21 protein-coding genes and 1 tRNA gene are annotated in these 22,697 nt (G+C 41.2%); 14 read left to right on the top strand and 8 right to left on the bottom strand.

Features of this window, described 5'->3' with window-relative positions:
- The first annotated feature begins 152 nt into the window (after nucleotides 1-152).
- From ybeY to AS219_RS00920, 6 genes are all read left to right on the top strand, one after another.
- Nucleotides 153-566: an rRNA maturation RNase YbeY gene (ybeY, locus tag AS219_RS00945; protein ID WP_231861809.1), complete on the top strand. Its 414-nt coding sequence runs from the start codon at nucleotides 153-155 to the stop codon at nucleotides 564-566.
- A 67-nt stretch (nucleotides 567-633) separates the two neighbouring features.
- Nucleotides 634-1,311 (top strand): phosphatidylserine decarboxylase, encoded by a 678-nt coding sequence (locus AS219_RS00940; protein ID WP_067978849.1) that lies wholly within the window; start codon nucleotides 634-636, stop codon nucleotides 1,309-1,311.
- Between the two features lie 6 nt (nucleotides 1,312-1,317).
- Entirely contained in the window at nucleotides 1,318-2,058 is a 741-nt protein-coding gene (locus tag AS219_RS00935) for a CDP-alcohol phosphatidyltransferase family protein (RefSeq protein WP_067978846.1), read from the top strand.
- A 73-nt stretch (nucleotides 2,059-2,131) separates the two neighbouring features.
- Nucleotides 2,132-2,779, top strand: coding sequence for an endonuclease III (nth, locus tag AS219_RS00930; protein WP_067978841.1), 648 nt, complete (start codon nucleotides 2,132-2,134; stop codon nucleotides 2,777-2,779).
- 92 nt (nucleotides 2,780-2,871) lie between these two features.
- The gene (locus AS219_RS00925) at nucleotides 2,872-4,287 is read left to right on the top strand and encodes a Mur ligase family protein (protein ID WP_067978838.1); all 1,416 of its coding nucleotides are present in this window, start codon (nucleotides 2,872-2,874) and stop codon (nucleotides 4,285-4,287) included.
- A gap of 420 nt (nucleotides 4,288-4,707) precedes the next feature.
- Nucleotides 4,708-6,243: a hypothetical protein gene (locus tag AS219_RS00920; protein ID WP_067978837.1), complete on the top strand. Its 1,536-nt coding sequence runs from the start codon at nucleotides 4,708-4,710 to the stop codon at nucleotides 6,241-6,243.
- 139 nt (nucleotides 6,244-6,382) lie between these two features.
- On the opposite strand, the gene AS219_RS00915 is transcribed toward AS219_RS00920, so the two are convergent.
- The 3 genes from AS219_RS00915 to AS219_RS00905 form a co-directional block, all read right to left on the bottom strand.
- Entirely contained in the window at nucleotides 6,383-7,063 is a 681-nt protein-coding gene (locus tag AS219_RS00915; RefSeq protein ID WP_231861808.1) for a TIGR02186 family protein, read from the bottom strand.
- A gap of 56 nt (nucleotides 7,064-7,119) precedes the next feature.
- Nucleotides 7,120-8,055, bottom strand: coding sequence for a sulfite exporter TauE/SafE family protein (locus AS219_RS00910; protein ID WP_067978832.1), 936 nt, complete (start codon nucleotides 8,053-8,055; stop codon nucleotides 7,120-7,122).
- Between the two features lie 163 nt (nucleotides 8,056-8,218).
- On the bottom strand, nucleotides 8,219-9,190 hold the full coding sequence (locus AS219_RS00905; protein WP_067978831.1) for a polyprenyl synthetase family protein: 972 nt from the start codon (nucleotides 9,188-9,190) through the stop codon (nucleotides 8,219-8,221).
- A gap of 266 nt (nucleotides 9,191-9,456) precedes the next feature.
- Here AS219_RS00905 and AS219_RS00900 point away from each other — a divergent pair, with 266 nt between their 5' ends.
- The 3 genes from AS219_RS00900 to purE all read left to right on the top strand — a co-directional run bounded on the left by AS219_RS00900 (nucleotide 9,457) and on the right by purE (nucleotide 12,111).
- Complete coding sequence (locus AS219_RS00900; protein ID WP_067978829.1) at nucleotides 9,457-10,467, top strand: TAXI family TRAP transporter solute-binding subunit; 1,011 nt, start codon at nucleotides 9,457-9,459, stop codon at nucleotides 10,465-10,467.
- Complete coding sequence (tsaD, locus tag AS219_RS00895) at nucleotides 10,464-11,453, top strand: tRNA (adenosine(37)-N6)-threonylcarbamoyltransferase complex transferase subunit TsaD (protein ID WP_067978827.1); 990 nt, start codon at nucleotides 10,464-10,466, stop codon at nucleotides 11,451-11,453. Before AS219_RS00900 ends, tsaD begins: the two co-directional genes overlap by 4 nt.
- A 178-nt stretch (nucleotides 11,454-11,631) precedes the next feature.
- A complete protein-coding gene (gene purE, locus AS219_RS00890) occupies nucleotides 11,632-12,111 on the top strand; it encodes a 5-(carboxyamino)imidazole ribonucleotide mutase (RefSeq protein WP_067980425.1) in 480 nt (159 codons plus the stop codon).
- A gap of 95 nt (nucleotides 12,112-12,206) precedes the next feature.
- Here the strand turns inward: purE and AS219_RS00885 are convergent, their stop codons facing one another.
- Nucleotides 12,207-12,998, bottom strand: a complete 792-nt coding sequence (locus AS219_RS00885) for a response regulator transcription factor (RefSeq protein WP_067978825.1) — start codon at nucleotides 12,996-12,998, stop codon at nucleotides 12,207-12,209.
- Nucleotides 12,999-13,480: 482 nt separating this feature from the next.
- Between AS219_RS00885 and secA the strand changes: the two genes are divergently transcribed.
- The 5 genes from secA (at nucleotide 13,481) to AS219_RS00860 (ending at nucleotide 18,960) form a co-directional block, all read left to right on the top strand.
- Entirely contained in the window at nucleotides 13,481-15,895 is a 2,415-nt protein-coding gene (gene secA / locus AS219_RS00880; protein WP_067978823.1) for a preprotein translocase subunit SecA, read from the top strand.
- A gap of 279 nt (nucleotides 15,896-16,174) precedes the next feature.
- Nucleotides 16,175-16,609 (top strand): helix-turn-helix domain-containing protein, encoded by a 435-nt coding sequence (locus AS219_RS00875; protein ID WP_067978820.1) that lies wholly within the window; start codon nucleotides 16,175-16,177, stop codon nucleotides 16,607-16,609.
- Between the two features lie 102 nt (nucleotides 16,610-16,711).
- Nucleotides 16,712-17,422, top strand: a complete 711-nt coding sequence (gene radC / locus AS219_RS00870; RefSeq protein ID WP_067978818.1) for a RadC family protein — start codon at nucleotides 16,712-16,714, stop codon at nucleotides 17,420-17,422.
- A gap of 53 nt (nucleotides 17,423-17,475) precedes the next feature.
- Entirely contained in the window at nucleotides 17,476-18,471 is a 996-nt protein-coding gene (locus AS219_RS00865; RefSeq protein ID WP_067978815.1) for an NAD(P)H-dependent glycerol-3-phosphate dehydrogenase, read from the top strand.
- A gap of 150 nt (nucleotides 18,472-18,621) precedes the next feature.
- The gene (locus AS219_RS00860) at nucleotides 18,622-18,960 is read left to right on the top strand and encodes a thioredoxin family protein (RefSeq protein ID WP_067978812.1); all 339 of its coding nucleotides are present in this window, start codon (nucleotides 18,622-18,624) and stop codon (nucleotides 18,958-18,960) included.
- Nucleotides 18,961-19,069: 109 nt separating this feature from the next.
- On the opposite strand, the gene AS219_RS00855 is transcribed toward AS219_RS00860, so the two are convergent.
- The 4 genes from AS219_RS00855 to AS219_RS00840 form a co-directional block, all read right to left on the bottom strand.
- Nucleotides 19,070-19,771: a phosphatidylglycerophosphatase A gene (locus tag AS219_RS00855; protein WP_067978806.1), complete on the bottom strand. Its 702-nt coding sequence runs from the start codon at nucleotides 19,769-19,771 to the stop codon at nucleotides 19,070-19,072.
- Between the two features lie 90 nt (nucleotides 19,772-19,861).
- Complete coding sequence (locus tag AS219_RS00850) at nucleotides 19,862-21,115, bottom strand: adenylosuccinate synthase (protein WP_067978802.1); 1,254 nt, start codon at nucleotides 21,113-21,115, stop codon at nucleotides 19,862-19,864.
- Nucleotides 21,116-21,201: 86 nt separating this feature from the next.
- A complete protein-coding gene (locus tag AS219_RS00845; RefSeq protein WP_231861807.1) occupies nucleotides 21,202-22,635 on the bottom strand; it encodes a TldD/PmbA family protein in 1,434 nt (477 codons plus the stop codon).
- Nucleotides 22,603-22,676: transfer RNA gene (locus AS219_RS00840), tRNA-Ile, on the bottom strand. Before AS219_RS00840 ends, AS219_RS00845 begins: the two co-directional genes overlap by 33 nt.
- Nucleotides 22,677-22,697: the final 21 nt, after the last annotated feature.

The following is a 22,697-nucleotide window of genomic DNA, read 5'->3' as shown; positions in this document are numbered from 1 at the left end:
AACTCCGAGTTATTCTAGATAGGGCATTTCTGTTTATTTTGGACTGTTTCTAATTTTGTCAAAGTATTGAATTTTGCATATAATTAGGTAAAATTATTAATTTTTATGTCAACTGCGATATCTGTTATATTGGTATGCTAGAAATTCGAATCATGGATCCACGTTGGGCAAAAAAGGTAAATAATATCGATACCTTACTACAGAAGGCCTTTGAATGCTGTCTGGAAGCAAAGAAAGCTGAATTTTCTGTCGTCTTAACGGATGACGAATTTATGAGAGCCTTGAACAAAAATTATAGGGGAAAAGATGCTCCAACTAATGTTTTATCCTTCAACTATACAAACGAACAAATTGGAGTTGGAATCATAGGAGAGGTAATACTTTCTTTCGACAGACTGGTCATCGAAGCCCTGGAAAATGAAATAAAATTTGAAGACCACTTGTTGCATATGTTCATCCATGGCGTGTTACATGTACTAGGTTATGATCACTCCTCCGACGAGGAGACATTGACCATGGAAAAAAAAGAAGAAGAAATTCTGGAAAAATTAGCGCTTCTCGGGTAATTGCAAAATGAATTTTGATGTAGTACTGAATTGAGAGTACCTGGAAAAGGATTTTTATATTCGCGTCGTGACTAAATTTTCACTTCATAAAGAAGGCTTGCTTACTATCAGTGTTGCCTTGGCCTGCACAGCGGTAGCGTTTTTTTTTGTTCCCGCATTAGGCCTGTGTGGAATTTGTGTTACTGCGTTAGTCGTTTACTTCTTCAGGGATCCGCAGCGCGCAATAGCAGTATCAAAAGATTTTGTACTTAGTCCAGCAGATGGATTAGTCTGCAAAATCGAAAGTGCTTTGCCACCGCAAAGTAGTGAGCTAGTCGAGGAAATGCAGAAAGTGAGTATTTACTTAAGCCCCTTGAATGTACATGTTAATCGTATACCGGTTGATGGCACAGTGAGAAAACTGCATTATGTGCCTGGAAAGAATTTGCGTGCTGACTATGATAGCTCCGAAGATGAAAATGAGAGACAGGAAACCATGATAGAGATGGTGGACGGTAGGAAAGTGGTAGTTGTCCAACAGACAGGTTTCCTTGCACGGCGTGTGGTTTGTGATTTGAAAAAAGACCAGCAGGTTTTTGCAGGAAAGCGGTTTGGCATTATCAAATTTGGGAGCAGAGTTACTATATACATACCAAAAAGCATGCCTCTTCTTGTTTCTGAAGGACAAACTGTTGTTGCTGGTGAAACGATTGTGGCATTGCTTAATGAAACGGCATCTTTTGTGACTGAGCGTTTTCTCGACTGATAGATTGTGAAGAGTCGTCCTGTTCCAATAACGAGGTTTTTCCCTAATTTTATTACATTTTGTAGTTTGTGCCTTGGGCTTACTTCGATAAGGCTTTCGCTGATAGGTCGCTGGGAACTTGCTATTGGAACGATTGTAGTCGCAGCTATTATGGACGGGATAGATGGCCGTATAGCTAGAATGTTTGACTCGAGTTCCGCTTTTGGCGCAGAACTTGATTCTTTAGCTGACATGGTAAGTTTTGGCGTAGCACCTGCATTCATGTTGTACCTGTGGGAGTTACACAACATCAGAGTCTTTGGCTGGGGAATCACGATGGTATTTGTCGTCTGTATGGCCGTCCGTCTCGCACGATTTAACACCACTGCTATGTCAAGCGGGACAAGTAGTGAGCTACAAAATAGTTTCTTTTATGGTATTCCTGCTCCAGCTGGAGGAATCTTAGCTTTACTTCCAGTAATACTGATATTCGCCTCCAACGATTGCGGCTTTGTTGTGCTATTTGCAATGAACCATTATTTTTTGCTCGGTTATCTTGCAGTGATCTCAATGCTCACTGTAAGTAGCATACCAACTTTTTCATTGAAAAATATTGTCGTTCCACATTATCTGGAGTCTGCACTGATGTTTATCTCGGTCACCATTGCAGTTGCTTTGATACTTAAACCGTGGCTCACGATATCAGTTTTGGCGCTGTGTTACATCTGCTCGATGCCAATTTCTTGTTTTACATATTCGAAAAGGTAGTGTGAAACATAGGACAGCAAAGGTAGTAAGTTGCACAGTTTCCTTCACAGGTTTTACCCCTCTATAGCTTGTGATGGAAAAGACATATCCTTCTTATTCACTGGTGGTTGAAATCCTAGACAGGTTTCAGAGACAAATGCCAGAGCCTAAAATCGAGTTAGAATATGTCAATAAATTTACACTTATCATAGCGGTGTTGCTATCCGCACAGTCCACAGATGTTAGTGTGAACAAAGTAACAAAAGATCTATTTCGTTTTGCATACGAACCAGAACATTATGCAAAAATGGACCTTGCAAAACTAAAGGACTGCATAAAAACGATTGGTTTATACAACAATAAAGCAAAAAATATCATTGCTCTAGCAAAGAAACTGATTGCGGATAAACAGACTGACATACCTAATAATTTCCAATATCTACAATCCCTTCCAGGAATAGGGAGGAAGTCAGCGAACGTAATATTGTGTACACTCTTTGGAGACAAAAGAATTGCTGTAGATACACATGTTTTCAGAGTAAGCAATAGAATAGGACTAGTGCATGCAAGAAATGTTTTAGAAACAGAAAAACAATTACTTGAACGCATTCCACAAGCCTTTCTTCCACAAGCACACCTATGGCTCGTATTGCATGGAAGATACATTTGCAAAGCACGGAAACCAAAATGTGAAAACTGCATTATCAACGACTTATGCAACTTTAAGTTGGGTATAAAATAAGCGCCAAATAAGGTAAATTTGCTGTATAGAATCCTGCTTCAGATAGGGTGAACTCATCGCAGAAGATGGAGTAAATTTAGAGGAGGAAGAAGATGGCTGCGCTATACGAGCAAATTTGCCTAGAAATATCAAATGGAAGGATCAAGAACATTACTTCGGATCCTCAAAAAGTTGGGAGAGATTCCCTATTTTATGCTCCATCAAAAAGGGAACACGCACACATCCGGGAGGCAATCAATCGCGGCGCAAAGAGCATACTAACAAATCAAGAATATGAAGAAGAACACCTCGAACAAGGGGTTAATGTCTTTGTACACACTCAGCCACAGCAGATATATCATGGAATATGCTCTTTCATGTGGAAGAAACAGCCAACATACGTATGCGCAGTAACTGGTACAACTGGAAGAAGAAGTGTTGGGCATTTTTTCTCTCAGGTATGCACACTAGCCGGAAAAAAGGCCGTAACTTTAACTGTCTCGAATGAACCAATGGAAACTCTTGAGCTGTGGCAAGGGAAAGATCGTATGATATCAGACGCGGCGAACATGCATAGCATTCTTGACGATCTAGCGGATAAAAAGACCGAATATTGTTGCTTAGCAGTTTCAGGTGCAGCAATCGAAAACAGGATGATAGATAGCGTCCATTTAAAGGCGGCCGCTTTCAGTAATCTGCTACGCGATGATTTAACACAACCGGAAGATGCAGAGAAACGCTTTCAGATGAAAGCAAGGCTGCTCTCAGAGATATTACCTGATAATGGTACTATGGTACTACCAGTCGCTAGTGAGTACACGACAAGGATAATGCAATGCTGCCCGAATAAAAAGGTTTGTACATATGGAAGAGCAGCAAGCGATATACAATTGATCTCTCAATTGCCAACACAAAAAGGACAAATACTAACGATGAAAGTCCTTGGGAAAGAAGTCGTTGTTCGTACAAATATACTTGGCAAGTTCCAAGGAAGTAATCTTGTAACGGCAATGGGATTAGCTATATCATGCGGAATAGATCCATCCAGGATTGAACATGAACAAATTAGCCCATTAGCTGGGTATATGGAATTCCTAGAATGCTACGGAGAGGACCGCAAAATTATGACAGATTGCGCAGAAACTCCGAGTGAACTGCAGGATCTTCTACTCTCTATGAAGTGGCACTTTCCATATAACGATGTCACCCTTGTGCTCAGGTGCAGCGAGGATTGTGAAGGAAAGAATACACTAAAGATGGCCAAAGTCGCAGCAAAAATGGTGAACAGGATAATTTTTACTGGTGATAGCAATGGCAGTAAATTAAGCGAAAGAACTCGGCGCGAACTGATGTTTTGCTGCCCAAAAGCAATTGAAATTGAGGACAGAAGAAAAGCCATGGAATACGCAATAAATAACTGCAAACCGTCCGAGATCATTGTGATACAAGGGGTGAGATCACCAACAGACAAAAGCCATATTGTAAACAACGCGGACGCAATGCTAAAAGCAGTAGTTACTTCTCACTAAGCTTTCCGCAAAGCTCATCATTTATGCGTTGGCATACCATCTGTATATGCTTGAGAATACAATGGCTACATTTTCATCAGCGGCTTCGTTCGTTCTTTTTTGTCTTGCACGCAAGGTGTGATAACAAGTGCGTATTCCTCGGTTGTCCTATTGCGTTATGCCTATCAGAGAGACTCGAGTCTCTTTCTGTATCTGGTCGGGTGTTTTGCCTCAACGAAACCCCCTAATAGCTGAAATGCTTAGTACTTGGTGCTGGACTTTTTGAGAATTAAGCTGTATCTTCAGGAAGTATTGCAGTTTCTCTGTTTACGAAAACGTATTATCCATGTAACATTCGGAGAGAAGGGTTCGCTATTTATTACGCTCGTAGAGGCATGACCTGGATGGAAACGTTTTTATGTTATTTTTTACTAGAAGCTTATGTATAAACTTAGCAAGATATTATTTTTGACGTTGGCGCTAACCAACGTCGCAGGCGCGTCCGAGGCGCCTTTGACAGGGGATACAGTTCCGGCTGTTGAAAAAACGACATCAAATAGAATGTGTGTCTGCAATAAAACAGGCCCTAATCAGGTCAAGGCTCGATTAAGTAAATTTGCGGACCGTTGTTCAGCTGGGGGAACGGGCTCCCCTGGATGTCATTGTAATGGTTCGTCTAACCAAAGTGAAACCGATAACTGCGATGCAGTGAATTTCGTGTTCAAGGTAAAGGGTAGTAATGATTTCTCATTCGGTTACGGAAGAAATAAGGGTTTCTTTGAATTAGCAAAAGGTCTTCCAAAGATTAATGTCCTTGTAGATTCAAATGGTAACAATGTTGAAGCGTCTTATAGTGGGAATGGGACTGATAGCAGCAGTGTGAATGGTGTGAAGCCGCTGTCTGATGGTGGTATTCTAGGCAACTACACACGCAACACCGCTTTATTTAACAAACACAAGCTATCAATAGAAGCTAGACGTGCACTAGGTAACTTCGCTTATGGTGGTTTCCTAGAAGCAGAATTCAGTACAAAGGATGCGATTGCTGCTGACAATGCATATGTTTTCTTTGAAACTGGTTACGGAAGGTTCGAAATGGGCCGCGTCAGTGACAACGCTGTGAAACCGATCAAAATCGATGCGTCTTCAGTCGCTGCTGTTGGTGGTGGTTTTGATGATCTGAATTGGACAACACTTGCTAACCTAGAAGGACGCCCAATAGATGCTACACATACCAATGGAAGCAATGACACCTCTACTAAAACATCTACACGCCACAAGGATGCACAACATCCTTTCTTGGTACACACAAATTACTATACCCAATATAATAACCCTCTAAGGGCTAACTTCATTACTACTGGGCTGGGCAATTTGCGGATGGCGCTGGGTTATACAAACTCAACTGCAGATGGTACTTACCATGATATCCTCGATTTAGGTGCTGCCTATGCTGGACAAAAAGGAAATCTGAAATATGGTATCTCTTTCAGTGGTCAGGCTGGTCTTAGTACTCCAACCGGTGGTCTTCATCATCCACTCAGACGATTTGAGGTCGGTGCAGTTGCTCAGATTCAGACTATAAAGCTTGCTGGTTCATGGGGTAGCACGTATCTTTCTGGAGTTGAAAAAAAGAAAGATATGCAGCTTGACTTGAACAAGGCCTTTACTGATAGCAGCCAAACTAAAACGACAGATGGAGACAGTTCTTACATGACTTTCGGTGCTGCATATGAAGAAGGTCCTGTAGCATTTAGCCTTAATTATATGGAAAGTTATAACACCTTCGTTAAAAGTGTTGGTGTAAATACGCTCCGAGTTGTTTCTCTTGGTACGCATTATCGCATCACTGGAAGCACGTATGAGCTAACACCTTACATTAATACTAAGTGCTTCATGGCTCAGGAAGCTGGAATTAAATCTGAAGACAACAACAAAGGTTTTGTTCTAACTTCTGGTGTGAAGGTATCATACTAATTTAGTATTTTCATGATGTGATGCTAGGTCCACGAAGATAGCATTTGTGGGCCTAGCTTTCCGTTGTTTTCGTCGTTTCGGCACCCTGTGCTGTTTTGGTTCTCCAGGTTTTTGTTAGGGCAGTTTTAGCCCTTCTCCTTTACTTTTCTCCTTTACTTTTGAGTAAGGTTCTTGCTGTCCGTGGCAATATGAACCCAGCCCATCCTATAACCAATGCACCGGTAGTTGCGGCCAATGCATAAAATAGTGGACGTGAATGACTTAATTCAAAAATACGTCCATCCAAGCCTGTTTTTACTATCAAGAGTGGCATTACTTCGATCCCAATGATTCTGTTTTCCCTTAGTGCCAGAACTTCGACAACATACTGTCCTTTTGGTACATTACTTGGGAGAAAGATATTTCCACGAAAGAGACGGTCATTGATTAACTCAATCTTATTATCGAATTGATACAGAGACTCACGTATCCTACTCTCAGCAAATGCACTCGTTTCTCTACTGGAGCTCAAGAGATGTGAAAATGGCGTAAATTCTCCATGAAATACCCTATCAATTTCATCGTATCTCTGATTTGAGGAGGAAAAAGAAAAAAACAGAGGCACCATCTTTATCTCGACCTTAGCTCCATTTGTCCACAAACCAAAAATTCGGATTTTTTTGTGTACGGCAATATCTTTTTTGGGACCATGAACGATAACTATAATATTGTCGGCCTTTTCCATAATTGCCCCAAAAACTAATATTTTTTTCCCAGTAAACTTGGAATGTATTTCAACCCTGTTGGGGGAAAGATCGGCTATAACAGAAAAACCACTCACCTTACACGGCAGTAGACAAAATACAGCAAAAACAAAAAATCTTTTTATTGTCACTATCAAATAGTAGAAAAAGAATATGGATTTTCAGGTGTCACAAGCAATGTAAACAACAACCTAAGTACACCAGAAAACATCACGAAGGCAAGCAATAATCTAATCAGCACTGGGTGCAAAATTAGATTTAATTTTGCTCCAAAAGTCACTCCACAAATCGCACCAATACTCAATAAGAACCCCAAAAGCATATCAACTGTACCCAACGTAATTGCATGAAAAAAAACAGTGACAACTGAAACAAGTACAGATTGAGCAAGCGACGTTCCTATTGCGATGCGCACAGGAAGATTGAAAACATACATGAGTACGGGAACAAGAATATATCCCCCACCAATTCCCGCTATAGACAAAATCAAACCTACGACCGCTCCAAAAAGAAAAAGAGCAACCAGACTTATGTCACCCTTTGCACTATGAAAGTAGCGGCGAAAAGGGAGCTTATTCACAAGTTTTACGAAGTGACCTTTATGAGACTTTTCTGTATGTTCAGCAAGTCCTGTTTTATTGCGCAATAAAAACAGTAATTTACGAATGCTATCAAATGCCATGATGCATCCCGTACTACTAAGCATCAGAACATACACAAGAAAGATTGCAATATCTACATTTCCTTTATCGCGTAGATACATTAACAATAATGACCCCAATGTTATCCCAAACAGCCCACTAAGGGAAAGATAAAGGGCTATGGATAAGTCTGCATTTCCCTGTTTTAATTGGTTCAAGAAGCTAGCAAACCCAGACGCAATTGTCTGATTTACAGCACTAGAGACTGCTACTGCTGGCGCAACACCCATAAAAATCAAGGTAGGGATAATGATAATATTTCCGCCAATACCGAAAAGTCCGGCCATAATTCCCGAAATCAGACCTAAACCAATGATCACATATAAAGATATTGCAGCTTCAGCTATTGGAAAATAAACCTGGGCCATAACAAAAAATTTGACAAATACGATTACCTAGCACGAAACTTTAATATCTCCCAAAAGAGAAAATCCAACAACAGCTACGCAATGAACGGATTGTCTATCGCAAAACCTTCTATAACATGCATTTTCCAACATTAGCATCAGTGTTACACAAATTCTAATTAATTTAATATGGCCTTTCGACAGCGTACCTGAGAAAAGTCTTCATTGTGAATAAACTTGCACTGTTTTCAAATATTGAGAGTTTTTCTTCCGCCTTACTAAGATAGTCGCGTGCAACCTTCATCGCTTTCGCGAGGGCATCCACCTCATACATAAAAAACCGTGCTTCTTCTATATCTTTTTCCTCTGTAAAAAATACCTCACGCCAAAATTTCTTCGCAGCCTCGGATTTTGCGTCTCTGTATGCAATGACGCATGGCAAGGTGAATTTACACTCTCGAAAATCGTTGCCAACATTCTTGCCAACTTCCTTTAACTCTCCATAGTCAAGAACATCATCAACAATTTGAAATGCCATACCTATTAGAAATCCTATTTCCCTAAGGACGACAATACACTCATGTTTATTAGTTAGTATTGCCGCAATTTCTGCAGCAGCAGAAAACAAAACAGCCGTCTTTCTTGCGATAATCTCCAAATACTCAGATTCACTAACAATCTCACCAATATTCTGAAGCTGGAGTATTTCACCTTCAGAGAGCTGCTTTGCCGTTTTCGAAAGTAACAACACTACACTGAGATTCTTACATTCTAAAATAATCTCGAACGCCACACTTAGAAGAAAGTCACCTGTGAGAACGCTTATTCTATTTCCATAGATACTTTTTATATTAGGCTTACCACGGCGAATATAGTTGTCATCTACAACATCATCATGCATGAGTGTAGCATTATGAATTAATTCAATTGTTGCAGCAGCACGAATCTCTACATCGGTATCGAAATTTTCACAAAGAGCAAAAGAAAGCAAGGATAATAAAGCACGTATCCTTTTACCACTGGAAAGCATTTTCTTAGCATCCTCTATGCTCCTAAGTTTCGTAAGAGTGGCCATAGAGTTATATAACATCTCTTCTACAGAGCGCAGTTTTTCGGAAAAAAATGCGTTCAAAAAATCGTAAGCGGTCACATTCATAGAGATTATGATACGCTACCAGAGGGGCAGAGACCACATGAAAATAGGAACTACCGATCTCGAACAGCAAACAAAGAATAAACCACATGCATGGCAATAGCAAAACCAAAAATCAAGAAATCATTTTGGAAAATACGTTACTAGGACGCTATTGGTGCCACAGCACCAAAAGGAAAAGTACTGAAGGAGTTCCGTGTACTCGAGTCCATTTGTATTCGTTATTGTTGTTAAATATAATTGAACCGAGAACGCTGTAGAGGTTTTAGATGTTAAATTTTCGCTCCAATCTGGCGATGCTCTTCTTTCTATCGGTGCTCTTGAACCATGCAGTTGGTGAGGAACGCTACTTCATGAGAGTGGGTACGGGTTCTATCTCTGGGGTATACTATGCAACTGGCAATGCGATATGCAGGTTCATCAAGAAACACTCGATAAGTGATAACGCACTCGATGTATATTGTTCGGTCCAGTCTACACCGGGTACTATGTACAATTTGAACGCACTCAGAAATGGTGACTTAGAACTTGCAGCAGCACAAGGAGATTGGGCCTATGATGCGTATAATGGCACGGGACTATTTAGCTCCATGCAACCTATGTCCTCACTTCGTTCACTTTTTTCGACGCATAAAGAGGCCTTTACCGTTCTTGTACGAAAAGAGTTAGGAATAAAAAGCTTTGATGAAATCAAAGATAAGATCGTTAACATCGGTGCACCCGGCACCGGTGTAAGAGGAACGATGGAAAAAATCATGAGAGCCAAGGGATGGACAAGTGCTGACTTTAAACTTACAACGGAGTTGAATTCGTCTGAGCAGGTGCGTGCTCTTTGTGATGGTAAAATTGATGTAATGACAATGGTTATAGGTCACCCGAGTGGGCTTTTTCAGGAAGCTTCTGCGACCTGCAATGTGCAGCTCGTGTCATTAGATGATGAAACAAGAAAGAAGTTACTTCTGGATCATCCGTATTATTACTCTTATGATATTCCCGCTGCTCTTTATCCAGGATTAGCTGAAAAAGAAATAAAAACTATTGCGGTAAAGTCAGGGTTTTATGTCCTTGAGGATTTTTCTGATGATAAAGCATATAAGTTGGTGAGTAGTGTATTCTCGAATTTTGCCATTTTGCAGAGCACACACCCCGCTTTTTCGCACATAACAAAGGTTGATCTCATTCCAGAAGCTGGGAATGTACCAATTCATTCAGGCGCAAAACAGTTTTACAAACAAATCGGACTCCTCCAGGATTCTAAAGAGAACTCTTACCCTGAATGAACAATCATTTAATTTTAGGCATAGAGACAAGTTGCGATGAAACTTCAGTCGCCATTGTTTCTGAAGAACGAAAGATTTACTTTCACGAAATTTTCACCCAGGATCATAGCAAATATAATGGAGTCTACCCAGAATTTGCATCCAGAGAGCATTTAAAAATTTTACCTCAGATACTACAAAGGGCAGCTAAGGCCCATGATCTTGAAAAATTGACAGCCATTGCTTGTACCGTTGGTCCAGGATTGGTTGGATCGCTGATAGTTGGAGTGATGATGGCCCGTGGTCTTGCATTTTTGCTTAAAAAACCTGTTCTCGGAATAAACCACCTAGAAGGACACTTACTCGCTGCAAGACTGACGAAGAAAATAGATTTCCCATTTGTTTGTCTCGTGATCTCAGGAGGACATTCTCAACTTATCAACGCAAAAAAGGTAGGTGATTATCTTCTTCTTGGGGAAACACTCGATGATGCATTTGGCGAGGCATTTGACAAGCTAGCAACTATGCTGGGGTTTACATATCCCGGAGGAAAAATTGTAGAAAAGTTCGCAAGCAAAGGCGACTCCGAACGTTTTCGTTTACCAGCAGCAATGATAAATCAACCTGGTTGTAATTTTTCTCTATCAGGGATAAAAACAGCCCTAAAAAAAATAATTACTTCATTGCCCCAAATAACAGAACAAGATAAGGCCGACATTTGTGCATCGTTCCAGGCATGCGTAGCAAGAATCGTGGTCAGTAAGTTAGAACAAGCCGTGAAGATCTGTGGCCATTCTAGGATCGTATTAGCTGGAGGGGTTGCCTCCAATCGTTACGTAAGAAAAATATTAGAAGAATTTGCAAAAAATCATGACTTATCTCTACACTTTCCAGAAGGTATTCTATGTACAGATAACGCAGCAATGATAGCCTGGGCGGCTATAGAGAGAATTACAGCAGGCTGTGCGGAACTACCTCTAGAGCCACAACCAAGACTATGCTGGTAGAGGTTTTACCTCCCTAAAATCATGACTGAGAGTGAATGTGTAAAAACAGGTTTGTGTATATAAATCTGGACCTGATCATCCAATTTGATTCGTGATACTTCTTTGGGAACAACAGCATATGCATATTGAGTACTTTCATGGATGAATTAGAATTCTATGTATTGTTGAGATGGTGAGAATGAGTTCTAAAAAGATAGCGGTAGTAATGGGTAGTACGTCTGACTATTCTACTATGCAGTATGCGGAAAAAATACTCGAAGAGCTAATTGTACAATATGAGACTTACGTGATATCAGCACACAGAACTCCAGCAAGGTTGTATGAGTTTTCGAAAAGCGCAGCAGACAATGGAATTGGCACAATAATAGCAGGCGCTGGAGGAGCAGCCCATTTGCCAGGAATGATCGCAGCCATAAGCGATATTCCAGTCTTAGGAGTACCAGTAGAAAGTAAAACACTCAACGGTCTAGATAGCTTGCTTTCGATATGCCAGATGCCTGCAGGCACGCCAGTCGGTACTCTCTCTATAGGAAAGGCAGGTGCAGAAAACGCAGCACTCTTGGCCTGCAGAATACTTGCCCTACAAGACAAAGAGTTGCAACACAGACTACGAATCTGGATCAGAAAGCAAACAGAAGCTGTACCTGAAAGACCTTAAGAGCCTAAGTAGAAGGACGCGAATGCCCCTTTCCAGGACGAGAAAAATAGTGAAGCCGTACTGGGCGCGCCCCACCCAGTAATGCAACCGCTTACTTAGGTGGTACTTTTCTGGAGCTCATGCCCAGCAGCTGCAGGAGCATGCTCATCAGCAGAAATAGCTCTAGATTTTTTCACGCTACTCCTTATTGGGGGAACATTCTCATTCAACGTGTACCCTCTTCCCCAAACTGTCTCTATGTAGCTCACACCATCGTTATACGCAGCTAGCTTGCTACGTAATTTGCAAGCAAAAACATCAATGATTTTTTGCTCCGTCGGCTCATTATTAGAATAAAGATGACTTATAAACTTATCTTTGGATATGATAGCTCCCCTACCATGAAGACACATCAGCTCTAACATTGAGTATTCCTTGTTTGTCAGCTGAACAACTTTACCACGCATCTTACAAACCTGCATGTGAAAGTCCACCAACATGTTACCAAGTTTGAATTTCGAAAAGTGATGGCTAAAGCACCTTCTCAGAACAGCCCTTATACGAGCAAGAAACTCACCCTTATGCAGCTCACTCTTCGCAATGAAATCATCGGCGCCAAAATCAAAAGCCTTAATCCTGTTCTCATAAGATGAGAGAGCAGAGAAAAAAATCACGGGAGTCTTTATGTTCTTACAACGCAAATTTAAGATCATATCCAAGCCATCCCCGTCTGGGAGAACCCTGTCCAGGATAATAAGATCATACTGATAATCGCCTTTGCTGGAATTAATCAGTGCTGAAGCATCACGGCAACAAGAAGCCGTGTCACAAACATACCCAACAGAGGTAATAATACCCTTCACATAATCTGTTACCTTCTGCTCGTCATCGACTACTAATATACGCATCTCAACTCCACCCTACGGCAAAAAAATCAAATGAGGCACAAGAAAAACGCCCCGAAACCAGGCACCACTCACACCATAAAAATATAAAAGACCACTAAGTGCGGTTACTTATACATCATAGTTCGTAAATTTTCGATTAACTATATGTTAATCAAGATCAACGTCTTACCCAACACAAACCTTGGACATTTAGGTTCCACGCACGACTCGAAAACTTTGACGTCCCAAGTACCACCCAAAAACGCCATTCCGATTATAGCATCTTCTTAGAATGTTTTCCACATGTATAACCTTTTTGTAGAATATTCCCTTGAAAATATCACTTTCTGGTAGCATTAAGACAATACTGAAATAAATTCATGTGTAAACTTCATCACTCTAGAATAAAACAAAAAAATATATCCTCTTGAGGCACATATTTGCTAATCTTCAAACAAGAGCATAAAATATCGACCTGTATATGGTAACGCTCTCCAGGCAAGATGCTAGATTTAGTGCGCAAAATCTTTGACTCTCGAAATCGAAAGATTAAGGGAAAGCTAAAAAGTGGTGTAGAGCAAGTCAACGCTCTTGAGGCTAGGGTTCGTGAACTCTCAAGTGACGAACTTAGAAACAAAACTAGCGAATTCAAAGAAAGACTGTTCAAGCAAAGCGCTTCACTAGATGAAATACTACCTGAAGCATATGCATGTGTTAGAGAGGCTTCGGTTAGGACGCTCGGTATGCGGCATTTCGATGTGCAAATCATGGGAGGAATGGTGCTGCACTGGGGAATGATAAGTGAAATGCATACAGGCGAAGGGAAAACGCTTGTCGCAACTCTAGCAGCTTACTTGAACGCTCTCCCTGAAAAAGGTGTGCACATAGTAACGGTGAACGACTACTTAGCTCGAAGAGATACCGAGTGGATGAAACAGATATATAGATATCTAGGATTACAGGTTTCTTGCGTTACTTCAGATATGCGTGATCCAGAAAGAGCACATGCATATAGAGCAGATATCACCTATGCCACAAACAACGAGCTGGGCTTTGATTATCTTCGGGATAACATGAAGTTTTCCAAAGGAGAAATGGTGCAGCGGGGCCTTCACTATGCAATCGTGGATGAAGTTGACTCAATATTGATCGATGAGGCACGTACACCACTCATAATCTCCGGTATGACGGGTGGTGCCTCATACCTATACGCAAGCATAAATAAGCTTGCAGAAAAGCTCGACAGCAGTTTGTACACAGTTGATGAAAAAGCAAGAACCGTTTCTCTCACAGAGGAAGGGCAAGAAGCAGTAGAAAAACTACTAATGGATGAAAAATTCATAGAGAGTGGTTCATCGCTCTACGAACCACAAAACCTGCAACTTGTGCACTGTTTGAATCAGTCTCTCAAGGCAATCAATCTCTTCCAAAAAAACAAGGATTACATCGTCAAAGATGGCCAAATAGTTTTAATAGATGAGTTTACTGGGCGTATGATGCATGGGAGACGGTATTCAGAGGGGCTACATCAAGCACTTGAAGCCAAAGAAAATCTCAAGATCCAAAATGAGAATCAAACACTTGCATCCATTACATTCCAAAACTACTTCAGGATGTACAACAAGCTTGCGGGCATGACAGGAACAGCCGCAACAGAAAGGGAGGAATTCTCGACAATATACGGGCTGGGAGTCATACAAATACCCTCACATCTGCCAGTACGCAGAATTGATCACGATGATGAAATATACGCCTCAAAAAAGGAGAAATACGAAGCTATTCTAACACTCGCAAAAGAATGTCATGAAAAACTGCAACCCATCCTGATTGGAACAACGAGTATAGAAAATTCTGAAGAACTCTCACGTGAACTGAAAAAGGCAAAGCTAAAGCACTCCGTATTGAATGCAAAACAGCACGCTTTTGAAGCAGAAATTATTGCACAAGCGGGTAAACCCGGCGCTATAACTATAGCCACAAATATGGCTGGGAGAGGAACAGATATCCAGTTGGGGGGCAACTTTAATTTTAACGTTTCAGCAAACGATGAAACTGAAAAAGAGCATGCAAAAAACGAAGAGATAGTTCGAAAAGCTGGAGGACTTTATGTGATTGGTACTGAAAGACACGAAAGCCGCCGTATTGATAATCAACTCAGAGGAAGATCAGGTAGACAAGGTGATCCAGGTGAATCAAAGTTTTTTCTCTCACTCGACGATGATCTCTTACGTATTTTCGGTACACCGGGAATACGTAATATGCTAAAAAAGCAGCTTTCCAATAATGGCGCCATAAAACATTCGTACATAACACGTTCACTAGAAAAGGCGCAAAAGAAAGTAGAGAGCCGTAATTATGAGATCAGAAAAAACCTTATTAAGTTCGATGACGTGATAAATGAACAAAGGAAAGTCGTCTTCAGCCACCGAAACAATATCATGGAAAGTAGTGATATAGATCTCCTACCAATAGTGTCAGATGTAAACGCCAAAACTCTTGAAAATGCGCGATCTAAGAGTTTTTATGATATTCCAACTCTGGTCCACAGTATGCAATCAATATACAACGAGGACTTTGAAGAACTACACAAAACCGAAGATATCGAAGGCTTTATAGACTCCAAAACAAAAAACATCATTGCAGAAAAGGAACGTGCGAACGTGGAACTTCTTTTGGAAATAAAAAAGCGCATAATGATAGCAATACTAGACCAGCTATGGAAAGAGCATTTGCAGTTTCTAGAGAATCTTAGATTAAGCATAAACCTCAAGGCCGTCGCACAGAAAAATCCGCTTATCGAATTTAAACATGAAGCATTCCACGCTTTCCAGAGGCTCTCAGAGCGGTGGCATGAAAATATTATAGCGTCTTTCGTCCGGGTAAAACTTGTTGAACGAATGCATATGAAAGTCATTTAGCATCTCTTCAAATGGATCTTTTCTTTCAGTTTTTCTGATTAACATTAGGAAGTATCGGACATTCGCACAGATTATCTTGACTAATTGATGGTTCTATTGGTATAATCCCATGCGATGGTGTTTCCTGCTATGCGCGATTGGCTTGCCTTAGCTTTTTGTAGAGAAAATAGGATTTATCATATTAGTATTGTTAACAATGCCAATATGATTGTTGTTGTTTATCTACCGGTTAGGAGTTAGCATAATACTTTGCGTTTATTCACGGTACAGTGTTTTTATATGCCTAAAATCTCTGAGAATTTTAAGAAACGTGCGGAAACTGACGTGATGATTGGAAAGCAGATTCGTAGGCTTAGGACCCTTAAAGGTTATAGCCAGGCTGCCATAGCCAAGGAAATTGGTGTAACCTTCCAGCAGCTTCAGAAGTACGAATGCGGTGCGAACCGCCTTTGTGTAAGTAGGCTGCTTGACATATGTAAGTTTTGTAAAGTTTCGCCCTCCTATTTCTTTGCTTCGCTAAACAAGGGACAAGAGGGAGATACGTTATATGATTCTGAAAACAGCATAGAGTTTGAGCATGAGAATGAATATAACAAGGAGCTTCTGGTTTTGGTTCGTGCATTCAAGGCTATTACGGAAGCTTCAGTAAGAAGTAAAGTTCTCTCATTGGTGAAAACCATGTCTCAGGCTTATGGCAAAGAAAAAGACAAGTAAGATAGGTGGCGCAAGGTGTAAAAACCGCGGAATGCTCTAGTTCAATAGAATTTAATTTTCTGTTTATCTGATTCTAGCGATGAGCAGGGTGTCGAGCTGACTATGAAAAAGTTGGGACAAAAAGATGTGGAGGTTGTACCTGAGTCATTGCATAAAGGGCATAGGCTCAGGCTTCGGCGGCGCATAATAGACAGTACGGGTGATACTATATCGGAGTTGGAATTGCTGGAGTATCTGCTCTTTGCAACCCATCCAAGGATGGATGTGAAGCCTCTAGCCAAATCTCTGCTAAAAGAGTTTGGAGATTTCAAGAAACTTTTCGCTGCTGATCATGACGAATTGAAGAGTTTGGACGGCGTCAATGACGCTGTTGTTGCACTAATTAAAACCGTGCGCGAAAGCATGAAAACAATTCTCAGAAAGGACCTAAAATCCGGAACCCCCTTAAAATCGTGGAAATCAGTTGTAGACTACTTACGTTTAAGTATCGGGAATAACCCAGTCGAGACAGTACGCGTCCTTTTTCTTAATAAGAAGTACACCCTGATCAGAGAGTATGTTCAGGAACTTGGGGCCGCAGACCATACGCCGCTTTGTATGAGAGAAATTATCAAAAAATGCCTAACCTGCGGCGCAAGTGCAATGGTCATCGCACATAATCATCCCAGCGGCAATCCCCTACCCTCCCAGGAGGACTTACGCATAACTGGGAAGTTGAAGAAGATCTGTCAGAAAGTGGACGTACAGCTTGTGGATCACTTCATCGTAACACCACATGATCATTTCAGCTTTGTCGTTAACGGGCTTCTGTGATGACAGATAGGTAGCTTTGATGTACCATTCTATCGACAATCTAGTATGGGCTCATGGACTCAGTCGTTATTGGTGGAGGGGCATGGGGAACTGCAATCGCGAACCTTCTTGCGTTCAACAGCCGCCATGTGACAATTCTTTGCAGGAATACAGGAGTTATCGATAGTATAAATGAGAGGCATGTTAACGCTAAATATCTACCCACTTTTCCGCTAAACAGGAACATCTATGCTACAAGCAATTGGGATGTCTTGAAAAACGCAGAGTTGATCTTCATAGCTGTTCCATCTCAGAGCATGCGAGAACTCCTCCAAAAAGTCAGGGAAAATATCGAAGAAAGTGTTCAAATTATACTGTGTAATAAGGGAATCGAAAAAGGATCTTTGCTTTTAATGAGTGAGGTCGTTCATGAAGAACTCCCTAAAAATGATGTCTTCGTTCTTTCTGGACCAAATTTTGCACATGAGATACTTGCCAAGAAACCTTCCTTTAGCAACTTGGCTGGAAGCAACAAAGCCATTTATCACAAGATAGCAAGTGCACTCTCAACGGAAACATTCTTCACAAAGTATATCGCTGACATTAACGGCACTCAAATACTTGGATCTTTCAAGAACGTTATAGCAATAATCTGTGGTTTGTTGGTTCGCATAGGTGCAGGTTCGAATACTCTGTCAGCACTTATGAGTCTAGCACTGGAGGAAGCTCGCTCTTTTATAACAATAAAGGGTGGGGATCCAGCCACCATAATGGAATTTTGTGGAATCGGGGATCTTGTTCTCACATGCTTTTCAGATAAATCACGCAATTTTAGATACGGTTACAGACTTATCGATAGCTACAATGACAACGTACTAGTTGAAGGAAAATCAACGCTGGAATCATTGTACGAGTTAGCTCGTGTACATAACATAAACTGTGTGCTAACGAAAATGCTATACACTATAACTCGATTGAATCTACACGGCATGGACTCTTTTGAACAAGATATCAAACAAGAGCTCAACTCAGCTTTTATGAGCCTATTAGGTCGCACGAAAAATCCTTAAAGTTTGATGGAGTAGGTGTTCTAGAATAAGGATCGTAATGATGTTACGACAACTATACAAAATAGTGTTTCTGACATATCCCGCAGCTATGTTAATATAAAATTATTTATTCTGTTAAATAATTAATAACGACTTTGCAATACGAATGCTATGGACCTGATTACAGAATTAAGCGCAACAGACCGGGTGACACTCGAAGAGGGGCAGCTTGGCGTAGTAGAATTTTACCTTCCAACATGTAAAGCGTGTAACAATTTCGCACCCACGTACGAACAAGTCGCACAAGAGAACCAAGACACAAAATTTTATAAGATGAATGTCACCAGTAGTGACGGCAAGAGCCCAAGCCAGATGTGGAACATAAAAGCGGTCCCGACTACGGCAATTTTCACAGAGCGTATATCACCGGGCAACGAACTCGCAAGAATGCTAGGCAACAAACCTCCAGAAATTGTACAAGCACTACTTGAAAAGTATAAGCCTTCATGAGGAGGAAGTATTAAAAGAATACGCTCCTCCACCTCCTAGATAATGTGTGTGAGAACTACCTGTAAAACACACACCACGGAGGTGCAGCGCGCTGCTTTTCATTTATCCATTACAAGTACACCCAGGGAATCCCTCTGTTAAGAAAGACCCCCGAAAAGACTTGTGTATAGAACTCAACAACATCAACGAGCAAGAGGTTGAATAGTATGAAATTGAGTGCGTAAAACAAGGCAGAAGCATATATGGCATTGCAAAAGCCTTCAATCATATTGCTAAAAGCATTGTTGTAGTCTCTTTCGATCCAATACGATGGCCAAGGCTTCACTATATCTATTAATCTGAAAACAAAATATGGAACCAACGTCGTTATAAAGTAAGTTGAACACCTCAAAAACCACTCTGCGCAATTCAAGAAGTGAGCACATATGAAGGAATTAAACAGAAAAATCTGAGTTAAAGTCTTAATAACTGCAGGGACAGAAAGCGCAAGCATAAGACACTGCCCGAATGCAACGTGTATTGTGATTTCATACCTGCTCTCAGAAAACACAGTCTTTTGGAAGAGATATATACCAATCAACCCAAAAAACAACAGCACCAGAGAGAAGATAAGCAAAACCTGAGCTGCAAGCACTGCAGGCACGGAAAACCCAACCGTAAAGTACAGAACCAGCAAAGCTAACGGTATCGAAAAAAAAGCGGTCCAATGGCTTTGCCACTCAGGAAGATATCCAATCCAAAAAAAAGTTGTTATCATCCTGGACGGTACAATAGCGCCAACAATCTTTCTTATACTTGAAACACTGAACATAAGATCGCAATCTCTACCCTATAGGACACTCATAAAGTAATCCCTACTAACTCTCTTGCAATATGAGAATAACGACATTTGATTTCCGTATTACCTATGGAGAACCTGGGTCCTCTCAGGGCCATTAGAAACCATAGTAACTGGAAGATCAAGACATTTTTCAATTGTCTCTACAAAACTTTTTGCTTCATCCGGAAGATCGCAAAAAGAAGCAACCCCAACAGTTGACGACCTCCAGCCTTTCATTACTATGTACTGCGCTTTGTACTCACTATAGCAAAGTTTACTAGGGCTACAAATTTCAATCAACTTACCTTCTTTACCTTTGTAAGCACAACATAAAAAGATTTCATTAAAAGAGTCTAAAACATCAAGTTTTGTTATCACAATTTCTGTTACTCCTGCGACAGCATTGACATACCTCACTAAGGGAAGGTCACACCAACCACATCTTCTGACTCTTCCGCTTACTGTACCAACCTCTTTTCCCAGTTTCTGTAACTCGCTACCAAATGCATTATCTTGCTCAGTCGGGAAAATACCCTCTCCAACTCGGGTAACATAACCCTTCATAACCCCTATAACTCTATTCACACGTCCGAGCGCAGCACCGTTCATCACCTGACCCAATCCTGAAGAGCCTGACGTTACAAATGGATACGTACCATGATCTATGTCGAGTAGCATCCCCTGGGCTCCTTCATAAAGTTTACTTTTACCAGATAAAACATCCCTCAATTCACATGGGGAAACTGCATAACAGAGTAGCTTATCCCTCATTGCAAAGAGCGAAGAAAAGAGACTCTCTTGACAAATCTCCTGCAGTCCAGCCCCTTTACGTACGATGTTATGATAGTATGAAAGCGCTGCCAAAGTCTTTCTTAACTGCCCTTCGGATCGCAAATCACATAAGCGTATACCTCGCCTAGCAACTTTATCCTGGTAACAAGGACCAATACCACATTTAGTGGTTCCTAGTTTCTGTTTCTCTTCGAACAGAACATCCAACTCTTTATGTATTGGAAGAACAAGATGACAGTTATCCGCAATCAACAGCTTACCTGGATGTATTTGGACACCTTCCTGTCTCAGTAGATGAATTTCCTCTAGTAGACCTTGTGGATCAAGAACAACTCCATTGCCAATAACGGAAATAACATCCTCTCTCAAAATGCCCGATGGTAATACTCTAAGCTTATAGGTTCTCTCATCTACAATGACTGTATGCCCAGCATTATTGCCGCCATTAAAACGGACAACACTGTCGAAGTCACTAGCAAGATAATCTACAATTTTACCCTTACCTTCATCACCCCACTGTAAGCCAATAACTGCAGCGTCCATACAGTCCCCCAAACACACCGAAGACCACGGATTGTAACACGAGGGAATGTAATAAGAAAAGCTTATAAGATAGGATAAACAGGAAATTAAGCAGTCCCACCAACGGTAATTTTATCCACACAAATGGTTGGCTGGCCAACACACACAGGCATCGACTGCCCATCTTTACCGCAAGTACCGATCCCATCGTCAAGTTTGAGATCATTTCCAACAGCTGAAATTCTTTTCAAGATCGTGGGACCATCACCAATAAGCGTAACCTCTTTAACGGGTACTGTGACCTCACCATCCTCTATTAAGTACGCTTCAGATGCTGAAAATACAAATTTTCCAGATGTTATATCAACCTGACCACCTGAAAAATCGACAGCGTAAATACCGTTTTTAACACTTTTTATTATTTCATCCGGAGTTTTATCACCCGGCAACATATACGTATTTGTCATACGTGGCAGCGGAATGTTCATATAGCTCTCGCGACGCCCATTACCAGTAGAATGTTTACCCATCAACTTAGCGTTCATGAGATCAAACATATAGCCCTTAAGGATTCCATCCTTTATTAGAACATTATACGAGGATCGTGTACCTTCATCATCAACATTAATGGAACCCCTGGCCTCATTGATCCTACCGTTATCAACGACACTAACAACATCAGAAGCAACTCTCTTACCAATCAGACCAGAAAAAGCAGAAACCCCTTTACGATTAAAATCAGCTTCTAGTCCATGACCTATAGCTTCGTGTAACAATACACCCGGCCATCCGCTCCCTAAAACCACTGTCATTTCACCAGAAGGGCAAGGTACAGCACGTAAAGCAACCTCAGCCTTGTGAAATGCACGATCAACAACTACGTGCCAGTCTTTCATCAACTCAGAAAACCCGAATCTCCCCCCTTTGCCTGAAGTACCCCCTTGAGCTCCACCTTTCTCGTCCTTCAACACAACCGAAAACCCTAAACGCACCATTGGCTGCTCATCAGTTACGGTTTCTCCAGTATTTTTAATAATCCCAATTCTCCGGACAAACCGCATAAGCGTTACAGAAGCACTAGCTATGTTTTCACTCTTTGACAAGGCATAGTCGTAAACCCGACGTAGAAAGGCGACCTTGCTATCAAACGAGAAGGAATCATCCTGTACTTCAACCTTATAAAGAGAATCCTCACATGGAATCTCGTGCATTACCGCTGCTGTCATAGCTGCGCCATCTGCTAGACGGTTTTTCCGGATAAAATCACTAGCCTCAAAAATACTAGCATCGCTCAAGCGTGATGAGTGTGTATAAAGCACCTTATCACCGTAAAACGCACGGAGACCAAATCCAGAGGAATCGGCATAACTACTCTCAGCAAGTACACCATCCTGGAACCTCAGAACCTCCGAAAGAGAGTACTCAACAAACAGCTCTCCCCCATCAGCACCATGAAGAGCTGATACAACAACAGGAACAAATTTTTTGAAATCCAACATATAAATCGGTGGGCTTGAGAAGACTTGAACTTCCGACCTCACGCTTATCAGGCGTGTACTCTAACCAGCTGAGCTACAAGCCCACATTCCAAAAACAGGCAGGC

The sequence above is a fragment of the Neorickettsia sp. 179522 genome (assembly GCF_001593535.1).
Lineage (GTDB): Bacteria > Pseudomonadota > Alphaproteobacteria > Rickettsiales > Anaplasmataceae > Neorickettsia > Neorickettsia findlayensis.
This window is presented reverse-complemented; position numbering and strand designations above follow the sequence as displayed.

Bases quoted from the DNA above. Each gene is read 5' to 3' on its own strand.
- ybeY (WP_231861809.1), top strand. From the start codon at position 153: ATGGATCCACGTTGGGCAAAAAAGGTAAATAATATCGATACCTTACTA.
- AS219_RS00925 (WP_067978838.1), top strand. From the start codon at position 2,872: ATGGCTGCGCTATACGAGCAAATTTGCCTAGAAATATCAAATGGAAGG.
- AS219_RS00905 (WP_067978831.1), bottom strand. From the start codon at position 9,190: ATGAATGTGACCGCTTACGATTTTTTGAACGCATTTTTTTCCGAAAAA.
- tsaD (WP_067978827.1), top strand. From the start codon at position 10,464: ATGAACAATCATTTAATTTTAGGCATAGAGACAAGTTGCGATGAAACT.
- AS219_RS00850 (WP_067978802.1), bottom strand. From the start codon at position 21,115: ATGGACGCTGCAGTTATTGGCTTACAGTGGGGTGATGAAGGTAAGGGT.
- AS219_RS00860 (WP_067978812.1), top strand. From the start codon at position 18,622: ATGGACCTGATTACAGAATTAAGCGCAACAGACCGGGTGACACTCGAA.
- AS219_RS00865 (WP_067978815.1), top strand. From the start codon at position 17,476: ATGGACTCAGTCGTTATTGGTGGAGGGGCATGGGGAACTGCAATCGCG.
- purE (WP_067980425.1), top strand. From the start codon at position 11,632: ATGAGTTCTAAAAAGATAGCGGTAGTAATGGGTAGTACGTCTGACTAT.
- AS219_RS00900 (WP_067978829.1), top strand. From the start codon at position 9,457: ATGTTAAATTTTCGCTCCAATCTGGCGATGCTCTTCTTTCTATCGGTG.
- AS219_RS00875 (WP_067978820.1), top strand. From the start codon at position 16,175: ATGCCTAAAATCTCTGAGAATTTTAAGAAACGTGCGGAAACTGACGTG.
- secA (WP_067978823.1), top strand. From the start codon at position 13,481: ATGCTAGATTTAGTGCGCAAAATCTTTGACTCTCGAAATCGAAAGATT.
- radC (WP_067978818.1), top strand. From the start codon at position 16,712: ATGAAAAAGTTGGGACAAAAAGATGTGGAGGTTGTACCTGAGTCATTG.
- AS219_RS00885 (WP_067978825.1), bottom strand. From the start codon at position 12,998: ATGCGTATATTAGTAGTCGATGACGAGCAGAAGGTAACAGATTATGTG.
- AS219_RS00910 (WP_067978832.1), bottom strand. From the start codon at position 8,055: ATGGCCCAGGTTTATTTTCCAATAGCTGAAGCTGCAATATCTTTATAT.
- AS219_RS00855 (WP_067978806.1), bottom strand. From the start codon at position 19,771: ATGTTCAGTGTTTCAAGTATAAGAAAGATTGTTGGCGCTATTGTACCG.
- AS219_RS00920 (WP_067978837.1), top strand. From the start codon at position 4,708: ATGTATAAACTTAGCAAGATATTATTTTTGACGTTGGCGCTAACCAAC.
- nth (WP_067978841.1), top strand. From the start codon at position 2,132: ATGGAAAAGACATATCCTTCTTATTCACTGGTGGTTGAAATCCTAGAC.